15 protein-coding genes are annotated in these 16,662 nt (G+C 67.3%); 4 read left to right on the forward strand and 11 right to left on the reverse strand.

Annotated elements, in window-relative coordinates; all coding sequences use genetic code 11:
• Nucleotides 1–3 precede the first annotated feature (3 nt).
• Entirely contained in the window at nucleotides 4–1,461 is a 1,458-nt protein-coding gene (locus GTP41_RS15905; RefSeq protein ID WP_161026553.1) for a coniferyl aldehyde dehydrogenase, read from the reverse strand.
• Between the two features lie 130 nt (nucleotides 1,462–1,591).
• On the opposite strand from GTP41_RS15905, the gene GTP41_RS15910 reads away from it, so the two are divergent.
• A complete protein-coding gene (locus GTP41_RS15910) occupies nucleotides 1,592–2,515 on the forward strand; it encodes a LysR family transcriptional regulator (protein WP_161026554.1) in 924 nt (307 codons plus the stop codon).
• Nucleotides 2,516–2,540: 25 nt separating this feature from the next.
• On the opposite strand, the gene GTP41_RS15915 is transcribed toward GTP41_RS15910, so the two are convergent.
• Nucleotides 2,541–3,224, reverse strand: a complete 684-nt coding sequence (locus GTP41_RS15915) for a Crp/Fnr family transcriptional regulator (protein WP_161026555.1) — start codon at nucleotides 3,222–3,224, stop codon at nucleotides 2,541–2,543.
• 81 nt (nucleotides 3,225–3,305) lie between these two features.
• On the opposite strand from GTP41_RS15915, the gene GTP41_RS15920 reads away from it, so the two are divergent.
• Together GTP41_RS15920 and GTP41_RS15925 are read left to right on the forward strand one after the other, a co-directional pair.
• Nucleotides 3,306–4,163 carry a sterol desaturase family protein gene (locus tag GTP41_RS15920; protein ID WP_161026556.1) on the forward strand — a complete coding sequence of 286 codons (858 nt, stop codon included), beginning with the start codon at nucleotides 3,306–3,308 and terminating at the stop codon, nucleotides 4,161–4,163.
• Nucleotides 4,156–4,836, forward strand: coding sequence for an SDR family NAD(P)-dependent oxidoreductase (locus GTP41_RS15925; RefSeq protein ID WP_161026557.1), 681 nt, complete (start codon nucleotides 4,156–4,158; stop codon nucleotides 4,834–4,836). Before GTP41_RS15920 ends, GTP41_RS15925 begins: the two co-directional genes overlap by 8 nt.
• On the opposite strand, the gene GTP41_RS15930 is transcribed toward GTP41_RS15925, so the two are convergent.
• The 5 genes from GTP41_RS15930 to GTP41_RS15950 all read right to left on the reverse strand — a co-directional run bounded on the left by GTP41_RS15930 (nucleotide 4,783) and on the right by GTP41_RS15950 (nucleotide 12,320).
• The gene (locus tag GTP41_RS15930; RefSeq protein WP_161026558.1) at nucleotides 4,783–6,345 is read right to left on the reverse strand and encodes a sensor histidine kinase; all 1,563 of its coding nucleotides are present in this window, start codon (nucleotides 6,343–6,345) and stop codon (nucleotides 4,783–4,785) included. The two genes, GTP41_RS15925 and GTP41_RS15930, sit on opposite strands and share 54 nt — an antisense overlap.
• Nucleotides 6,342–9,908, reverse strand: coding sequence for a response regulator (locus tag GTP41_RS15935; RefSeq protein WP_161026559.1), 3,567 nt, complete (start codon nucleotides 9,906–9,908; stop codon nucleotides 6,342–6,344). The genes GTP41_RS15930 and GTP41_RS15935 overlap by 4 nt, the downstream gene beginning before the upstream one ends.
• Nucleotides 9,909–9,996: 88 nt before the next feature.
• Entirely contained in the window at nucleotides 9,997–10,767 is a 771-nt protein-coding gene (locus tag GTP41_RS15940) for a glutaminyl-peptide cyclotransferase (RefSeq protein ID WP_161026560.1), read from the reverse strand.
• Nucleotides 10,760–11,815, reverse strand: coding sequence for a Holliday junction branch migration DNA helicase RuvB (gene ruvB, locus GTP41_RS15945; protein ID WP_161026561.1), 1,056 nt, complete (start codon nucleotides 11,813–11,815; stop codon nucleotides 10,760–10,762). Before ruvB ends, GTP41_RS15940 begins: the two co-directional genes overlap by 8 nt.
• A gap of 28 nt (nucleotides 11,816–11,843) precedes the next feature.
• Nucleotides 11,844–12,320: a DM13 domain-containing protein gene (locus GTP41_RS15950; protein WP_161026562.1), complete on the reverse strand. Its 477-nt coding sequence runs from the start codon at nucleotides 12,318–12,320 to the stop codon at nucleotides 11,844–11,846.
• Between the two features lie 241 nt (nucleotides 12,321–12,561).
• Here GTP41_RS15950 and GTP41_RS15955 point away from each other — a divergent pair, with 241 nt between their 5' ends.
• Nucleotides 12,562–13,725: a zinc-dependent alcohol dehydrogenase gene (locus GTP41_RS15955; protein ID WP_161026563.1), complete on the forward strand. Its 1,164-nt coding sequence runs from the start codon at nucleotides 12,562–12,564 to the stop codon at nucleotides 13,723–13,725.
• Nucleotides 13,726–13,728: 3 nt separating this feature from the next.
• On the opposite strand, the gene GTP41_RS15960 is transcribed toward GTP41_RS15955, so the two are convergent.
• The 4 genes from GTP41_RS15960 to GTP41_RS15975 are packed head-to-tail and all read right to left on the reverse strand — an operon-like array spanning nucleotide 13,729 to nucleotide 16,577.
• Nucleotides 13,729–14,304: an LURP-one-related family protein gene (locus tag GTP41_RS15960; RefSeq protein ID WP_161026564.1), complete on the reverse strand. Its 576-nt coding sequence runs from the start codon at nucleotides 14,302–14,304 to the stop codon at nucleotides 13,729–13,731.
• Nucleotides 14,305–14,325: 21 nt separating this feature from the next.
• Nucleotides 14,326–14,784 (reverse strand): GNAT family N-acetyltransferase, encoded by a 459-nt coding sequence (locus GTP41_RS15965; protein WP_202419754.1) that lies wholly within the window; start codon nucleotides 14,782–14,784, stop codon nucleotides 14,326–14,328.
• Between the two features lie 37 nt (nucleotides 14,785–14,821).
• Complete coding sequence (locus GTP41_RS15970) at nucleotides 14,822–16,120, reverse strand: MFS transporter (protein ID WP_161026565.1); 1,299 nt, start codon at nucleotides 16,118–16,120, stop codon at nucleotides 14,822–14,824.
• Between the two features lie 40 nt (nucleotides 16,121–16,160).
• On the reverse strand, nucleotides 16,161–16,577 hold the full coding sequence (locus GTP41_RS15975) for a DUF1801 domain-containing protein (RefSeq protein WP_161026566.1): 417 nt from the start codon (nucleotides 16,575–16,577) through the stop codon (nucleotides 16,161–16,163).
• Between the last annotated feature and the right edge of the window lie 85 nt (nucleotides 16,578–16,662).

Raw genomic sequence — 16,662 nt, forward strand, 5'->3', positions numbered from 1 at the left:
CCATTACATGTGGCGCTTCAGGAAGTCCGCCAGCGTGTCGAACACGCGGCCATACGGCGGGCGGAACAAGCCAAAGCCGTTCAGCCGCGCCTGGCGGTAGATCGGCTTTTGCTTGGAGAAAGCCAGGAAGCCATGCTCGCCGTGGTAGGCGCCGGTGCCGCTCGCGCCCACGCCGCCAAAGGGCAGGTTCTCCTGCGCCGCATGCCACAGCGCGTCGTTCACGGTGACGCCGCCGGAAATGGTGGAGCCCAGCACCTGCTGGCAGTTGCGGCGGTCGCGCCCGAACCAGTACAGCGCCAGCGGGCGTTCGCGTTCGTTGATGAAGGCAATGGCTTGCTGCAGCGTGTCATACGGCAGCACCGGCAGCAGCGGGCCGAAGATTTCCTCGCGCATCACGGCCATGTCCGGCGTCACGTCCAGCAGCAGCACCGGCGCCATGCGCCGCTCGCCGTCGTGCGGGCGCTCCGCTTCGGCGCCCAGGCGCACCACGGTGGCGCCCTGCTCCTGCGCGTCGCGCACCAGCTGCTGCAGGCGCGCGTAATGGCGTTCGCTGATGATGCTGGTGTATTGCTGGTTGCCGGCGAATTGCGGATACATGGCCAGCGCCGCCGCGCTGACTTCGCGCACGAAATCGGCCACCCGCGCGCGCGGCACCAGCGCGTAATCGGGCGCCACGCAGGTCTGCCCCGCATTGAATAATTTACCGAAGGCCAGGCGCGGCGCGGACTCCGCCAGGTCGCAGCTTTCATCGATGATGGCGGGCGATTTGCCGCCCAGCTCCAGGGTCACCGGCGTCAGGTTGTGCGCCGCCGCGATCGCCACCTGCCGGCCCACGGTGGTGGAGCCGGTGAACACCAGGTGGTCGAAAGGCAGCGCGGCGAAGGCGCGGCTTTCCTCCACCCCGCCCTCGATCACCGCCAGTTCCGCCGGGTTGAAATATTGCGCCGCCAGCTGCGCCAGCAGGTGCGAAAAGGCCGGCGTCAGTTCGCTCGGCTTGATCATGACCCGGTTGCCGGCCGCCAGCGCGGCCGCCGCCGGCAGCAGCGCCAGCTGGCAGGGGTAATTCCAGGGCACGATATTGCCCACCACGCCCAGCGGCTGCGGCATCAGCTCGCTGCTGCCGGGCAGCATGTGCAAGGGGGTCGCCACGCGGCGCGGGCGCATCCAGCGCCCCAGCTTGCGGCGCTGCTGGCGCACCGCCGACAGCACGATGAAGAGTTCGGTCAGCACCATCTCCTGCCGCGCGCGTCCGCCGAAATCGGCGCTGATCGCGTCCAGGATGGCCTGCTCGTTGTCTGCCACCAGGGCGTACAGCCGGTCCAGCCGCTCGCGCCGGCTGGCGGCGGAAGGCAGCATGTCGGCCGCAAAGGCCGCGCGCTGGATGTCCAGCACCTCGGCCGCCGCAACGCGTCCGGCCGAGTCCGTCCCTACGACAACATAGTCGAATTTCTGAACCTGCATCACAGTGTCTCCAGATTGCGCCGCGTTTTAATAACGCTGTCGTTGAAACGAGTATGTGTTTGGCACTACTATTCGTCCAATGCATTGTTTGTATCGGTCAAATGCATAATTTGCATACCAGAGGAGTTCGATGGATTTCAAACGCTTGCGCTATGCCCTGGCCGTGGCCGACGAGGGCAATTTCGTGCGCGCTGCCGAGCGCGTCAGCATCAGCCAGCCGGCCTTGTCGCGCGCCGTGCAGGCGCTGGAGGAGGAGCTGGGTTTCCTGCTGTTCGACCGCGGCAACCGCAATGTGGCGGTGACGGTGGCGGGGGCCGCCTTTTTCAACCACGCGCGGCGCCTGCTGTTTGATGTGCGCAATATGGAACACGACCTGGATATGTTGCGAAATGGAGACAGTGGCCGCGTCGCCTTCGGCATCGGCCCCCTGCATTCGGGCGCGCTGCTGCCGCGCATGCTGCGCCAGGTGCGCGCCGAACAGCCGGGCATCATCATGTCGGTCTCGATCAACAACTCGAATTACCTGCTGGACCACCTGCGCGCCGAGGACATGGAGTTCTTCATGTCCGACGTGCGCCTGATTGAGGCGGCGGAGGATCTGATCATCACCCACGAGTGCCGCCAGTACGGCGGCATCTACTGCCGCCCCGGCCACCCGCTGCTGGCGCGGCCCGATATCACGCCGCCCGAGCTGCTGCCCTATGGCATGGCGGCGCCCACCATCCCGGACGTGCTGATGGTGCAGATGAACAAGCTGTTCCGCCTGCCGCCCGGGCGCGACCTGCCGGTGGTGCTCAGCTGCGACAGCGTGCATACCCTGGTGGACGTGGTGGCCGAATGCGACCTGCTGCTGATTTCCAGCCACGCCGCGCTGGCCGAGGCGGCCGAACTGGGACGCCTGGTGCAGGTGCCGGTGGCCCTGCCGCCGCTGTGGGCCGATATCGCCACCATCCGCCTGCGCGGCCGCACCCTGTCGCCCGGCGCCCAGCGCGTGCTGCAGACGGCGCGCGCCGTGCTGTCGCAGCTGGCCGGCACCGAGATGCCGCGCCAATAGTGCCGCGCCGGCCGGCGCACCGCCCTCAGTCCGCGCTGGCGGCGGCGCGCAGCGCCTGCAGGTCGCGCACCTCGATCTGCCCGTAGCGCAGGGTGATCGCGCCGGCCCGCGCCAGCGCGCGCAGTTCCTTGTTCAAGGTGGTGCGCCCCAGGCCGAGCATCATGGCGATGTGGTCCTGCGACGCGGTGATGACGCTGCGCGCGCTGGGGGCCAGGGTCAGGTCGCCGCGCGCCATCATCAGCAGGCGCCGCGCCAGGCGCGCCCGCGTGCCATGCAAGGCCATGTCGGCGATCATGCCCAGCGCCGCGCGCAAGCGCTGCGCCTCCAGCCGCGCAATCGCATTGGCGAACACCACATCCTGCATCAGCAGCGCAAAACGCTCGGCGCTGACCACCAGCAGCTCGGTCTCCTCCTGCGCCGTCGCCGTGGCGGTGCGGCCGGAACCCTCCAGCAGCCCCGTCTCGCCGAACCAGTTGCCCGGTTCCGCCATGGCCAGGATCGCCTCGTTGCCGTTTTCATGCATCACCGACAGGCGCAGCGAGCCGCGCAGCACGCCCCAGAAGCCGTCGTCCGCCGTGCCGGAAAAAGAGCCCTGCACGTACAACGGTTCGCCCGCCGCCAAGCGCACCGGGCGGGTCAGCGCCAGCAAGGCCTGCGCCTGCGCCGCTGGCAGGCCCGCGAACCACGGGTTGTTTTGAAACACATGCATGCGAAAGATCCTGAATTGCACGAAATTGAACAATCTTGCCGGGCCGGGCGTTGCATCATGGCTGCAAAGGAGACCCGAACGATGGACAAGACCATGATGTATGCGCTGCTGGCGATGGTGATCGCCGGCCTGGCCACAGCGGAAATCGCCAGCCGCCGCTATCGCGACACGGTGCGCGCCAGCGCCAATGATACAACGCTGGAATTGCTGATGACCATCAGCCTGCTGGTGGTGACCCAGCCCGTGCTGCTGCTGGCCACCGACGCCCTGGGCCAATGGCTGGCGCCCGGCCTGCGCGACGCCTGGGCCGGACTGCCCTGGTGGGCCTGGGGCCTGCTGCTGCTGGTGGGCGACGACATGACCCAGTACTGGTGGCACCGCATTTCGCACTCGCCGCTGCTGTGGCCCCTGCACCGCGCACACCACTCGGCCGCCTACATGAGCATCCGCATCACCTATCGCAACAACTTCTTTTACTACCTGATGATGCCGGGCCTGTGGTTCAGCGGCTTCATGGTCTACCTGGGCTGCGGCTGGGAGTATTTCGCCTATGTCGCCCTGAAGCAGACCGTGATCCTGGGCGCGCATTGCGCCTGGGCCTGGGACGAGCCGCTGTACCGCATGCGCGCCCTGCGGCCGTTGATGTGGATCGTGGAGCGCACCATCTCCACGCCCGCCACCCACCGCGCCCACCACGCCCTGACCAACGCCGACGGCATCGGCCACTACAAGGGCAACTTCGGCAACCTGCTGTTCTTCTGGGACATCCTGTTCGGCACCGCCCACATCACGCGCCGCTACCCGGCCGAAGTCGGGCTGCGCGACGACCAGCTGTTCGGCGAAGAACGCTGGGACAAGCAGATGTTCTATCCCCTGCTGCAATCGCAGCGCGAATACACTGCCCTGAAATTCGGCGGAAAGATCTATAGCGATGAATAAGCCGAGGATTGTGGTGACGGGCGGCTTCGGCGCCCTGGGCCGCGCCGTGGGCGACGCCTTGCTGGCGGCCGGGGCCCGGGTCGCGCTGGTCGACCAGGCGCCCGCGCCCGACGGCCTGGCGCCAGGCGTGCTGGCCTGCGGCGGCGTCGACCTGAACGACCCGCTGGCCGCGCGCCACTGCCTGGAGCGCGTGGCCGGGCACTTCGGCGGCGTGGATGGTTTGGTCAACGTGGCGGGCGGCTTCGCCTGGGAGTACAGTGCCGACGGCGACATCGCCACCTGGGACCGCATGTACGCGATGAATGTGCGCACCGCCCTGCTGGCATCGCAGGCCGCCCTGCCGTACCTGCGGCGCCAGGGGCGCGCCAGCATCGTCAACGTGGGCGCCATGGCCGCCGGGCGCGCGCAGGCCGGCATGGGCGCCTACGCCGCCGCCAAATCCGGCGTGGCGCGCCTGACCGAAGCGCTGGCGGAGGAACTCCACGGCCAGGGCATCCGCGTCAATGCCATCCTGCCCAGCATCATCGACACGCCGGCCAACCGCAGCGCCATGCCGGATGCCGATACCAGCCGCTGGGTCGCCCCGCCGGCGCTGGCCCAGGTGGTGCTGTTCCTGCTGTCAGACGCCGCCCGCGCCGTCAACGGCGCCCTGCTCCCGGTCAGCGCCGCCTGAGGCGGCCGTCAGCGGCAGAAGCAGCTCGAAGCGCACGCCCTGCCCGGGCGCGCTTGCCAGGCTGATGCTGCCTTGCAGCGCGCCGCACACCAGGTTGTTCACGATGTACATGCCCAGCCCCGAGCCGCCGGCGCCGATCTTGGTGGAGAAGAAGGGTTCGAAGATTTTCTGTTGCAGCTCCGGCGCGATGCCGACGCCGTCGTCGCTGTACACCAGGCGCACATGATCGCCGTCCACGCTGGCGGCGAGCGACACCTTGCCGCAGCCGCGCCCCTCGAAGCCGTGCAGGATGGAGTTGACGATCAGGTTATTGAGGATCTGCTCCAGGTGGCCGGGATAGGAATCCATCAGCACCCCGGGCGGCACCTGCATCTCCACCGCCACATTGGCCTGGCGCAGCATGCGCCCCAGCGTGACCAGGATATCGTGCAGGCAGGTGTGCAGGTCGAACTGGCGGCGGCGCTGGCTGGTCTGGTCCACCGCCACATTCTTGAAACTCTCGATCAGCTCGCGCGCCTTGTCGGCGCTGCGCACCAGCACTTCGCTGGCGGCGCGGCATTCGGTGGCCGAGGCCACCAGGCCGGAGCGCGTCAGCTTGCCCGCCAGCGCGCTGTCGGCCAGTTCCACCACGCGGTCGCGCAGGGCGGTGGCCAGCAGCACCAGGTTGCCCACCGGGGTATTCAGCTCGTGCGCCACACCGGCCACGATGCCGCCCAGCGCCACCATCTTTTCCTGCTCCACGATCTGCTGCAAGGCTTGCCGCAGCTCGCAGCTGCGCGCCTCCTCCGCCTCCTTGCGCCGGGTGATGTCGCGCACCAGCGCGGCGAAGGTCGGCGGCTGCGATTGCGGCACCTGCCATTGCGACAGCTCGACATCGAACTCGCGCCCGTTGCGATGGCGCGCGCGCTGGCTGCAGGCGTCGCGCACCGGCAACAGCACGCGGCCGGCCGGCTGGCCCAGCATCTCGTCGCGGCGCCAGCCGAACAGGTGCTCCGCCGCGTGGTTCCAGTCGGTGACGATGCCGTTGGCATCGGTGGCGATGAAGGCTTCGCTGGCACTGTCGATCACCATGCGCAGGCGGCGCTCCGATTCGTGCAGGGCCTGGGTACGCTCCTGCACCTTGGCGTACAGCTCGCACAGCACCGCCACCTTGTTGCGCAGCACGGCCGGCTCGATCGGCTTGGTGAGGAAGTCGACCGCGCCCATGCCGTAGCCCTCGAACTGGCGCACGCGGTCGTGCAGGCCGGCGGTGATGAAGATGATGGGCAGGTGGCGCGTGCGCGGGTTGGCGCGCAGCAGTTCGGCGGTTTCCATGCCGTCCATGTCGGGCATCTGCACGTCCAGCAGCACCACCGCGAAATCGCGCTTGAGCGACTGGCGCAAGGCCTCCTGCCCGGACAAGGCCGGCACCAGTTCCAGCGGCTGCGGCATATCCTCCAGCAGCGCCTCCAGCGCGGTCAGGTTTTCCTGGCGGTCGTCCACCATCAGCACTGGAATGGTCCTGTTCATGCTTCCCCTTGGCGTCTTATCCAGACCCGCAGCAGCGACAGCAGCTGCGTGGTGTCGATCGGCTTGGCGAGGTAGTCGCTGGCACCCGCCTCCAGGCATTTCTGATGGTCGCCGGGCATGGCCTTGGCGGTCATCGCAATAATGGGCAGGTCCTTGAAGCGCGGCTCGGCACGGATGCGGCGCATTGCTTCATAACCATTCATCTGCGGCATCATTATATCCATCAGCACCACGTCGAAGCGCTCTTCGCCGTTGAGCTTCTCCAGCGCTTCCAGGCCGTTTTCCGCCTCCACCACCTGCACGCCGCGCTCGCCCAGCAGGCTGGCCAGGGAGAACAGGTTGCGCATATCGTCATCCACCACCAGCACCTTGCTGCCGGCCAGCGCGGCCGCTTCCTGCTGCACCGCGCGCCCGCCCTGCTCCACGCTGTGCAGGAACAGCTGCACTTCACCCAGCAGGCGTTCCGGGCTCTTGCTGCCCTTGACGATGACGCTGCGCGCGTAGCGGTTCAACAGGCGCAGCTGCTCGCGCCCCAGGTCCTGGCCGGAATGGATCACCACCGGCAGCTGGCGCAGCTGCGGCTGGGCGTGCAATTCTTCCAGCACCTGGTAGCCGCTCATGTCCTGCAGGCCCAGGTCCAACACCATGCAGTCGAAGTGCCCGTGCTGCAGCTGCTGCAGCGCCTCCTTGCCGCCCCGGCAGCGCACCACCTCCACGTCGCGCGCCGCCAGCAGCGCCGCCAGGCTGCTCAACTGGCCCTCATCGTCCTCCACCACCAGCACCCGCTTCAGCGTGGCCGCCCAAGCCTGCTCGATGCTGTCGAACACCGCCGCCAGCTGCTCCACGCTGGCCGGCTTGGTCAGCAGGCCGAGCGCGCCCAGGTCGCGCGCCCGCTGCAGCTCGTCCAGGCAGGTGATGAAATGCACCGGCAGGTGGCTGGTGCGCGGGTCTTCGCGCAGCTGGCGCATCACTTCCCAACCGTCCATGCGCGCCATCATCACGTCCAGCAGCACCGCGTGCGGCGCCTCGTGCCGCGCCAGCTCCAGGCCCTGCACGCCATCGCTCGCCACCATGGGCTGGTAGCCACGCGAAAGCACAAAGTCGGCCAGCACCTGGGCGAAGAAGGGGTCGTCCTCCACCACCAGGATGCGCCGGCCCGCCATGCCCGCTCCCACCGCCGCATCGCCGGCCGCCGGCGCGCTCGCGCCGCCCGAGCCGCCCGCAAGCCGCGCGCCGTCGGACGCCGCGCCATCCTGCCAGGCCGCGCCATCGACCACCGGCTGCAGCGGCAGCATGAAGGTGAAGGTACTGCCCTCCCCCTCCCTGCTATGCAAATGCAGCGCCCCGCCCATCTTGCGCGCCAGCTGCAGCGAGATCGACAAGCCCAGGCCCGTTCCCCCGTAATGCCGGCTGATACTGCCATCGGCCTGGCGGAACGCCTCGAAGATCGAGACCTGCTTGTCCGCCGCCACCCCGATCCCGGTGTCGCTGACGGCAAACGACAACTGCTCCCCCACCACCGACACGCGCAGCGCCACGTTCCCCGCGTGGGTGAACTTGAGCGCATTGGCAAGCAGGTTGCGCAGCACCTGCTGCACCCGCTGCCCATCCATCGGCACCACCTCCGGCGTGCCCGGCAAGCGCTCCACCGAAAAGGCCAGCCCCTTCTGCTCCGCCTGCGGCGCGAACTGCGCCGCCAGCTCGTCGCACAGGCCGGCCAGCGGTACCGGCTCGATATGCAGGTCCACCTTGCCCGCCTCCATCTTGGCCAGGTCCAGGATATCGTTGATCAGGTTGAGCAGGTCGCGCCCCGCGTTGTGGATCGTACCGGCGTACTCCAGCTGGCGCTCGCTCAGGTTATGCCCTTTGTTCTCCTTCAGCAGCGAGGACAGGATCAGCATCGAATTCAAGGGCGTGCGCAGCTCATGCGACATATTCGCCATGAACTCGCTCTTGTAGGCGCTGACCCGCTGGGTCTCCTCGCGCTGCCGCTCCAGCTGGTCAGCGCGCTCCTCCAGCTCCGCATTCGACTGCTGCAGTTCCTCCTGCTGCACCCGCAGCTCCTCCGCCTGCTGCGCCGTCTCCGCCAGCAAAGCACGCGTGCGCTGACGCGTGATGTTCACTTCCAGCCCGATCGCCATCGCCTCCGCGCACAGGTCGACGAAGGCCAGCTCCACTTCGCTGAAGGCGCGGAAAGCGCCCAGCTCCATCACCCCCACCATATTGCGCCCGTGCTGCAGCGGCAGCACCAGCACCGCCGACGGCCCCGCGCTGCCCAGCGCCGACGCTATCGACAGGTAACCCGGCGGCGCCTCCGCCACCAGCATGCGCCGGCCATCGCGCACGGCCTGCCCCGCCAGGCCCTCGCCCGGCACCACCAGCGCCGGATGCTGCCCTTGCGCCAGGCCATAGCCTGCCAGCAGCCGCATGCCCTGCCCCTGCCCCTCGTCCGCATACAGCGCGCCGACGCGCGCCCCCAGCCGCTCCGCCACAAACGTCAGGATACGCTGCCCCATCGCGGCCAGCTCCTGCTCGCCGCGCATCACCGTGTTCAATTCATTCTGGCTCGACTTGAGCCAATCGCGTTCGCGCTCGGCCAGGTTGCTGTCGCGCAGGGCCTGCGTCATCTGCGCGAAGGCCTGGTCGAAGCTGCGCTGCGCCTCCGCCAGCGCCGCCACGGAATGCAGCAGGTCGCCCGCCTCGTCATGCGCCACCCCTTGCAGGTCCAGCGGCGGCAGGGGCGCCGGCGTGAAGCCGTGCTCCAGGTTGCCGCCCGCCACCGCCTGCACCGCTGCCACATGGCCGGCGCGCGAAGCGGCCAGCGCCCGCGCCGCATCGAGCGCACGGTGCAGCGGCCGCGCCACATTGCGCTGGTAGAACACGCGCAGCGCCACCGCCAGCAGCACCAGGATCGCCCCCAGCGCAATCACCACCCAGCTCGCGATGCGCGCCGCGCTGGCCGCCTCGCGCGTCGAATTCACTTCCAGTACGCCGCGCACATCGCCCAGCTTCCAGTCCGTCCTGGGGCTTTGCGGATGGCTGTTATGGCAGGCCACGCACGCCTGCGCGCTCATGCGGTCGGCCAGCGCCACGCGCACGGTGGTCTTGCCATCAATGGTTTCGGTGCGGGAGAACACGCCTTGCGGCGTTTTTTGCAGGTAGTTCCAGGCATCCTGCGCGAACCGGTCGCTGACGCGTTCGCGCCGCTGCGGGAAGGGATAGGGGCTGTACAGCTTGACCGACGTGCCGCTGCCCTGCATCAGCGCGCTCAGGTCGTGGATCATGGTGGCCGGCAGCGGGATCGCATTGTCCTTGTTGCGGTAATCCGGATCGACCAGCAGGTCGGACCGTGCCAGCACGCGCGCCGCCACATTCTCCGTGTAGTATTTGCGCAGCACCAGGAACTGGCGCACCGTGGCCTGCGCCGCGTCCACCGCGTCACGCTCGGCATTCCCCCTGATCAGGACCGGCAATAATGCCGAAACGACCACGCCACACAGGACCAGCAACACGCCAATGGGCAGGAACAGTTTCCAGAACAGGCTGCTGGAGCGTGCAAGCAAGGCGAGTCTCCGCAAAGACGGGGTTTGCCCCGGGGTTTGACCCTATTCTTGCGCGGAAAACTGCATGAGGCAAGCCTACCGAGAGTTACTACTTTTTAGCGGGGCGCAGTTCGATCTCGAACAGTTTGGGCCAGCGCTTGCCGGTCACGAACAGACGGCGCGTTTTGGCATCGTAGGCGATGCCGTTCAGGACGTTGTCGATATCCTTGCCCGCCTTGGCGGTGGCCGCCAGGCCTGACAGGTCGATCCAGCCCAGCACCCGGCCGCTGAACGGGTCGATGCGGGCAATGCGGTCGGACTGCCAGACATTGGCATAAATCTGTCCTTCCACCCACTCCAGCTCATTGATTTTGGCCAGCGGCTGGCCGTCCACGGTGACCTTGATGCGGCGTTGCTCGCCGAAGGATTTGGGATCGAGAACACGGATTTCCGGCGTGCCGTCGCTCATGTACAGGCGCTCGCCGTCGCTGGTCAGGCCCCAGCCCTCGCCCATGTAGTTGAAAGTGCCCTTGATCGACAGGCTGCCCTGGTCCATCACGAAGCCGGCCTGGTTCATCCAGGTGATGCCGACGATGCTGTCGCCGTGCGGCGCAATACCTTCGCCGAACACCTTCTCCGGCAGCGCGCGCTTTTGCAGCACCTTGCCGGTCGCCAGCTCCACCTTGCGCACCGAGGAGGCACCGTACTGGCCGGTGCTCTCCCACAGGAAGCCGTCCTTGAAGAACAAACCCTGGGTGAAGGCTTGCGGGTCGTGCGGGTAGGTCGCCTTGATGGCGTACCCCTGCACCGGCACCGCAGCCGCCGCGCATTGCGCCGCCAGCGCCAGTGCCGCTACGCCGAGCGCCGCCGCCTTACGCATCCCACAAATCCCCGGTGGCGCTGGTGCGCGGCGGGTTCACGCCGAAATGCTGGTAGGCCTGGGCCGTGGCCACCCGCCCGCGCGGCGTGCGCTGCAGGAAGCCCTGCTGGATCAGGTAAGGCTCCAGCACGTCCTCGATGGTGTCGGCCGCCTCGCCGATGGCCGCCGCCAGGTTGCCGATGCCGACCGGGCCGCCGCCGAATTTGTACAGCACCGCCTCCAGCAGCTTGCGGTCCATCACGTCAAAGCCGGCGTGGTCCACGTCCAGCATGCGCAGCGCCGCATCGGCCAGCTCGCGCGTGATGTCGCCGTTGCCCTTCACCTCCGCGTAATCGCGCACGCGGCGCAGCAGGCGGTTGGCGATACGCGGCGTGCCGCGCGCGCGGCGCGCGATTTCCAGCGCCCCGCCGTCGTCGATATTCGCCTTCAGCAAAGCGGCGCTGCGGGTCACGATCTTCGCCAGTTCCTCGGTGGTGTAGAACTCCAGCCGCGCCACGATGCCGAAGCGGTCGCGCAGCGGGTTGGTCAGCATGCCGGCGCGCGTGGTGGCGCCGACCAGGGTGAAGGGCTGCAGGTCCAGCTTGACGCTGCGCGCCGCCGGGCCCTCGCCGATCATGATGTCGATCTGATAGTCCTCCAGCGCCGGATACAGGATCTCCTCGACCACCGGCGACAGGCGGTGGATCTCGTCGATGAACAGGACGTCGTTCGCCTCCAGGTTGGTCAGGATCGCCGCCAGGTCGCCCGGGCGCTCCAGCACCGGGCCGGAAGTCTGGCGCATATTCACGCCCATCTCGCGCGCGATGATGTTGGCCAGCGTGGTCTTGCCCAGGCCCGGCGGGCCAAACAGCAAGGTATGGTCGAGCGCCTCGCTCCGCTTGCGCGCGGCGGAAATGAAGATTTCCAGCTGGCTGCGGATCTTGGCCTGGCCGACATATTCATCCAGGTGCTTGGGGCGCAAGGCGCGCTCGATCGCCTCCTCGTTGGGGGAGGAGGGTGCCGCATCAATAATGCGCTGTTCGCTGAAATTGTCGGTCTGGATGCTCATGCCAGCATTGTACCTGCTGGCGCGGCCGCTAGCGGTATCGCGCGGCCGTGATGAATTGGCTGAAAGTTTCACACCAGACAATCACCGTCGTGTAGCCAGCCGGGTCGACGCCGGGCGGCAGCGGCACCACGAAGTTCTTGAACGTTCTCACCTCTCCCACCCGCACCATGCTGGCCTTGTGGCGCTGGAAGTCGGCCTCGGTTTCCAGGTAGACGGGTGACAAGTACAGCTTGTAGTCCGGCCCGGGCGCCAGCTCGCCCTCCAGCACCACCGCGCGCCCGGTCAGCGACACCTTGCCCTCCCCCCAGTGCAGCGCATCGCTGTCCGCCAGGTCGCGGCGGAAGATGCCGCTGAAGCGGGCCGCCGCCGCCTCGCTGCGCGCCGCCGCCGGGCTGGGCGCGGCGGGTGCGATCAGTATGGGCAGCAGGTAGACGCCCAGCGCAAAGCCGGCACCCAAGGCCAGCAGATGCGTGGCGGCGCCGAGCAGGAGCCGGCGCCGGTTCATGCCGGGGCCCGCCGGCGGTACCGGAACGTCGGCCCGCTGTTGCAGCCCGCGCCGTCCGGCCCGCCAAAGATGCCAGCGAGTTTGCGCATACGACCCACCTTTCCCGTGTTAGCCGTCCAACAATAGCACGCTCACGGCCGCGTGTTGTAGGACATTCGCGCATGACTTCACGGCGCGTGCGCCGCTAGCCCCGGCGCTGCAGGCCGCCATACTGGCGCCATGCCACCCCAAGGAGGTTTTCATGCGCGCACTTACCTACCATTCCGCGCACGAGGTCCAGGTCGACACCGTGCCCGATCCCATCCTGCAGGACGCCGACGACGTCATCCTGCGCATCACCGCCACCGCCATCTGCGGCTCCGACCTGCACTTGTACCGCGGCAAAGTGCCGGCCATGAAGCAAGGCGATATCCTCGGCCACGAATTCATGGGCATCGTGGAGGATGCCGGACCCGGCGTCACCACCCTGGCGCGCGGCGACCGCGTGGTGGTGCCCTTCGTCATCGCCTGCGGCCAGTGCTTCTTCTGCGAGCGCCAGCTGTTCTCCGCCTGCGAAACCACCAATCCCGACCGCGGCGCCATCATGAACAAGAAAAACCTGCGCCCGGGGGCCGCCCTGTTCGGCTTTTCCCACCTGTACGGCGGCGTGCCGGGCGGGCAGGCCGAATACGTGCGCGTGCCCAAGGCCAACGTCGGCCCGATCCGCATTCCGGACGCGCTGGAAGATGAGCAGGTGCTGTTCCTGAGCGATATCCTGCCCACCGGCTACCAGGCCGTGCTGAATGCCGGCGTCGGCCAAGGCGACAGCCTGGCGATTTACGGCGCCGGCCCGGTCGGCCTGATGGCCGCCGCCTGCGCCCGCATGCTGGGCGTGGACACCATCTTCATGGTCGACCACAACGGCTACCGACTCGACTTTGCGCGCCAGGCCTACGGCGCAATCCCGGTCAACTTCGACCATGTCGATCCGGCCGAGTACATCATCGACAACACGGCCGCGCGCGGGGTGGATGCCGTGATCGACGCGGTCGGCTTCGAAGCCAAAGGCAGCGCACTGGAAACCGCGCTCACCGCCATCAAGCTGGAAGGCAGCAGCGGCGCCGCCCTGCGCCAATGCATCGCGGCCGTAAGGCGCGGCGGCACGGTCAGCGTGCCGGGCGTGTACAGCGGCTTTATCCACGGCTTCCTGTTCGGCGACGCTTTCGACAAGGGCATCAGCTTCAAGATGGGCCAGACCCACGTGCAGCGCTTCATGCCCGAACTGCTGGAGTTCATCGGCCAGGGCAAGCTGCACCCGAACGCGATCATCAGTCACCGCCTGCCGCTGGAACAGGCCGCCGAGGGTTACCGCCTCTTCGACCGCAAGGAGGAGGAGTGCCGCAAGGTGATCCTGCGGCCCGGCTGATGCTTAGCCTTCCTTGAACACGATATCGATCGCCAGGCCGGCCGCCAGCAGCAAGCCGGCCTTGCCTTTGAATTCCTGGCCGATTGAAATCATATACGTGTCGGCGGAAGTGAACAGCTCCTTGCCCAGGCCTGCCCATTTCTTGGTAACGGTCCCGACTTCGCTGCCGTTGGCATCGATGAACTTGAAGTTCCAGCCTTTCCAGTCGCCCTTCACTTCCGCCACCAGTTGGTCGCGCGTGTCATAGACATGGAAGCCGCCGCCCAGGCTGAACAGCTTGGACTTGAAATAGCCGATGGCCTGGCCGGAGCGATCCAGGATATCGATGCGCGAACGCAGCAAAGTAAAGCCGCGCTGTATGGTCAGCACGGCCGGTCCGTCCTCCTGTTCGGCAATAGCCACCGTGGTCGGCAGGATGCGCTTGTCGATCACCAGGCGCAAGGCATGGGTCAGGAAGCCGAGGCGCTCCTGCGCAACGCCGATAGGCGCCTGGGTTTCGGGATCGATGATGTCGTAGGTACCGGAGAATTTGAGGACGCCGACGTGTTCTTTGACCAGGTAATGCGATTTTTCCAGCAAGGTGAATCCTAAAAGGTGAGATCAGGCGGAGCGCAGCACGTGCGCCGACGCAGCGAACTGCTCATTGCCGGCCAGCTTGCCGCTGATGGTGTCGATAATAGTGAAGCCGGCCGAGAGGTAGAGGGCCAGTGCCGCCGCGTTCCCGGTGAGAACGTCAAGCGCCAGCGGCTTGCCCGCATCGCGCAGCACCGCCATCACCAGCGCGCGGCCGATGCCCTGGCGGAAACGGACGGGATCGACGTAGAGCCAGGTCAGCTCTTCGTCGGTATAGCCGGCGAAACCGGCCACCGCACCGTCGATTTCCGCCACCAGCAAGGTGGCGTCGAACAAGCCCTCCTGCGCGCCGGTTTCTTCCAGCGGCAGGAAAGCATCGGCAAGGCCACTGGCTTCCAGTTCGTAAACACGGGCGGCGTCGTGGACGCGGCAGATGGCCTGCCAGTCTGTGGTTTGGTAAGGTCGGATATGCATAGCGAGCAGCATTCTACCCGCCAGGCCCCGGCCCAATTCTCACGAAAAATTACGCTTCCGGGATCGGCTGCTTGACCAGGAAGAGGTAGGACATGGCGCCGACAAAAGCGATGCCAGCCCCGGTCAGCAAGGCCGGCGCGAACGACCAGCTTTGCGCGATATAACCGGTCAGGATAGGCGCCAAGGCGCCGCCCAGGAAACCACCGAAATTCTGGATCGCGCCCAGCGACGCGATGCGGCTGCGCGGCGCCGCCACCGTCGCCAGCGACCAGGCGCAGGCCGACGACGCATTGGCCAGGAAAATCACGACCGAGATGCAGGCCACCGCCGCGACATTGCTCTGCACCAGCGCCGCCGGAATGGTGAACGCCACCATGCCCAGCGTGGCGATAACCACCGCGTTGCGGCGGCCGGAAATCGGCGAAGCCGCATGGCGCGTAATGCGGTCGGAAGCCCAGCCAGCGATCAGCGCGCCGGCAAAGCCGCACAGGAAAGGTACCGCAGAGGCCAGGCCGGCCGCGGCCAGGTCCATCTTGCGCTCGGTGCGCAGGTAGCCCGGCAGCCAGGTCAGGTACACCCAGTTCAGGTACACGGAGCCGAAGAAGCCCAGCATCATGCCCCAGGTAACGCGATAGCGGAACAAGGCGCACCAGGCCGCGAAGCTGGTCTTGGGCGCCGCCTCGCTGCCCTCGCCCTCCTCCAGGTAGGCGCGCTCCTGCGGCGTCATCTGCTCCTTGACTGGATCGCGGTACAACGCCACCCACATGACCGCCGCCACCAGGCCCATGGCACCGGTCACGAAGAAGGCCCAATGCCAGCTGGTGGCCGCAATCAGCGGCGGCAGCAGCAAGGGCGCCAGCGCCACGCCCAGCGGCGAGGCTGAGTTATACACGCCGGTCGGCGTACCGCGCGAACGCAGCGGGAACCAGTTGCTCACCACGCGCGCCGCCGACGGGAATTGCGGCGCCTCGCCGATGCCCAGCACGATGCGCGCCACCACGAAATAGCCGAAGGTCGCCGCAAAACCGCCCGCCGCCTGCGCCAGCGACCAGATCACCAGCCCCGCGCCCAGCAGCCAGCGCGGCCCGATCTTGTCCACCAGCGCGCCCACCGGCAGCTGGCACAGTGCATAGCTCCACGAAAACGCCGACAGCAGCACGCCCATCTCACCCAGCGACAAACCCAGGTCGGCGCGGATGTATTCGTTCGCCACCGCCAGCGTGGCCCGGTCCAGGTAGTTGATGACGCCGCAAATCACCAGCATGACCAGTGCCAAGGTCTGGCGGCGGAGGATATTCGGTGGCGTGGCGAGGGAGTGCGTGGACAGCGCCTGTGGGGCAACGGACATTCGACGTTCCTGTTATTTAATGTGGCGCCATTATAGAGTGCTAGCCGTAGCGCGCCCGCGTCTCCGCGATGGAGTTGACGACCAGTTGCTCCAGCACCACGCGGTCAAGATCGTCCAGCCGCTTGAAGTACAGGCAGGACTTGGTCATCTTGTGTTTGCCGATACGGGCCAGCAAAGCCTGCTGTGCCTCGCCCTCGCAGAACAGGTAGACCACCAGCTCGCGGCCGCGGACCGCGAAGCCCGCCAGCGGCGCCTCGCCGCTACGCCCGCTCTCGTAGGTGTAACGGTAGACGCCGAAGCCGACAATGCTTGGCCCCCACATCTTCGCCGGCTCGTCGGTCAGCCTGCCGAACAACGCGATCAGCTCCTGGCAGTCGGCCTGCTGCGGCCCGTTCGCGCGCGAGGCGATGTATTCCGCAACGCTGGCCTCTGTAGCCCTGGTTTTGTTCTCACCCATTTGCCCCACCCTCCATACCCAAGCGCCGCGCCATGTCGGCGTAATGCCCCATATCGTCCTTGCTGGCGGCTCCGGAAGTGATTGC

It is taken from the genome of Pseudoduganella guangdongensis (genome assembly GCF_009857475.1).
GTDB lineage: Bacteria > Pseudomonadota > Gammaproteobacteria > Burkholderiales > Burkholderiaceae_D > Rugamonas > Rugamonas guangdongensis.

Bases quoted from the DNA above. Each gene is read 5' to 3' on its own strand.
- GTP41_RS15905 (WP_161026553.1), bottom strand. From the start codon at position 1,461: ATGCAGGTTCAGAAATTCGACTATGTTGTCGTAGGGACGGACTCGGCC.
- GTP41_RS15910 (WP_161026554.1), top strand. From the start codon at position 1,592: ATGGATTTCAAACGCTTGCGCTATGCCCTGGCCGTGGCCGACGAGGGC.
- GTP41_RS15915 (WP_161026555.1), bottom strand. From the start codon at position 3,224: ATGCATGTGTTTCAAAACAACCCGTGGTTCGCGGGCCTGCCAGCGGCG.
- GTP41_RS15920 (WP_161026556.1), top strand. From the start codon at position 3,306: ATGGACAAGACCATGATGTATGCGCTGCTGGCGATGGTGATCGCCGGC.
- GTP41_RS15925 (WP_161026557.1), top strand. From the start codon at position 4,156: ATGAATAAGCCGAGGATTGTGGTGACGGGCGGCTTCGGCGCCCTGGGC.
- GTP41_RS15930 (WP_161026558.1), bottom strand. From the start codon at position 6,345: ATGAACAGGACCATTCCAGTGCTGATGGTGGACGACCGCCAGGAAAAC.
- GTP41_RS15940 (WP_161026560.1), bottom strand. From the start codon at position 10,767: ATGCGTAAGGCGGCGGCGCTCGGCGTAGCGGCACTGGCGCTGGCGGCG.
- ruvB (WP_161026561.1), bottom strand. From the start codon at position 11,815: ATGAGCATCCAGACCGACAATTTCAGCGAACAGCGCATTATTGATGCG.
- GTP41_RS15950 (WP_161026562.1), bottom strand. From the start codon at position 12,320: ATGAACCGGCGCCGGCTCCTGCTCGGCGCCGCCACGCATCTGCTGGCC.
- GTP41_RS15955 (WP_161026563.1), top strand. From the start codon at position 12,562: ATGCGCGCACTTACCTACCATTCCGCGCACGAGGTCCAGGTCGACACC.
- GTP41_RS15965 (WP_202419754.1), bottom strand. From the start codon at position 14,784: ATGCTGCTCGCTATGCATATCCGACCTTACCAAACCACAGACTGGCAG.
- GTP41_RS15970 (WP_161026565.1), bottom strand. From the start codon at position 16,120: ATGTCCGTTGCCCCACAGGCGCTGTCCACGCACTCCCTCGCCACGCCA.
- GTP41_RS15975 (WP_161026566.1), bottom strand. From the start codon at position 16,577: ATGGGTGAGAACAAAACCAGGGCTACAGAGGCCAGCGTTGCGGAATAC.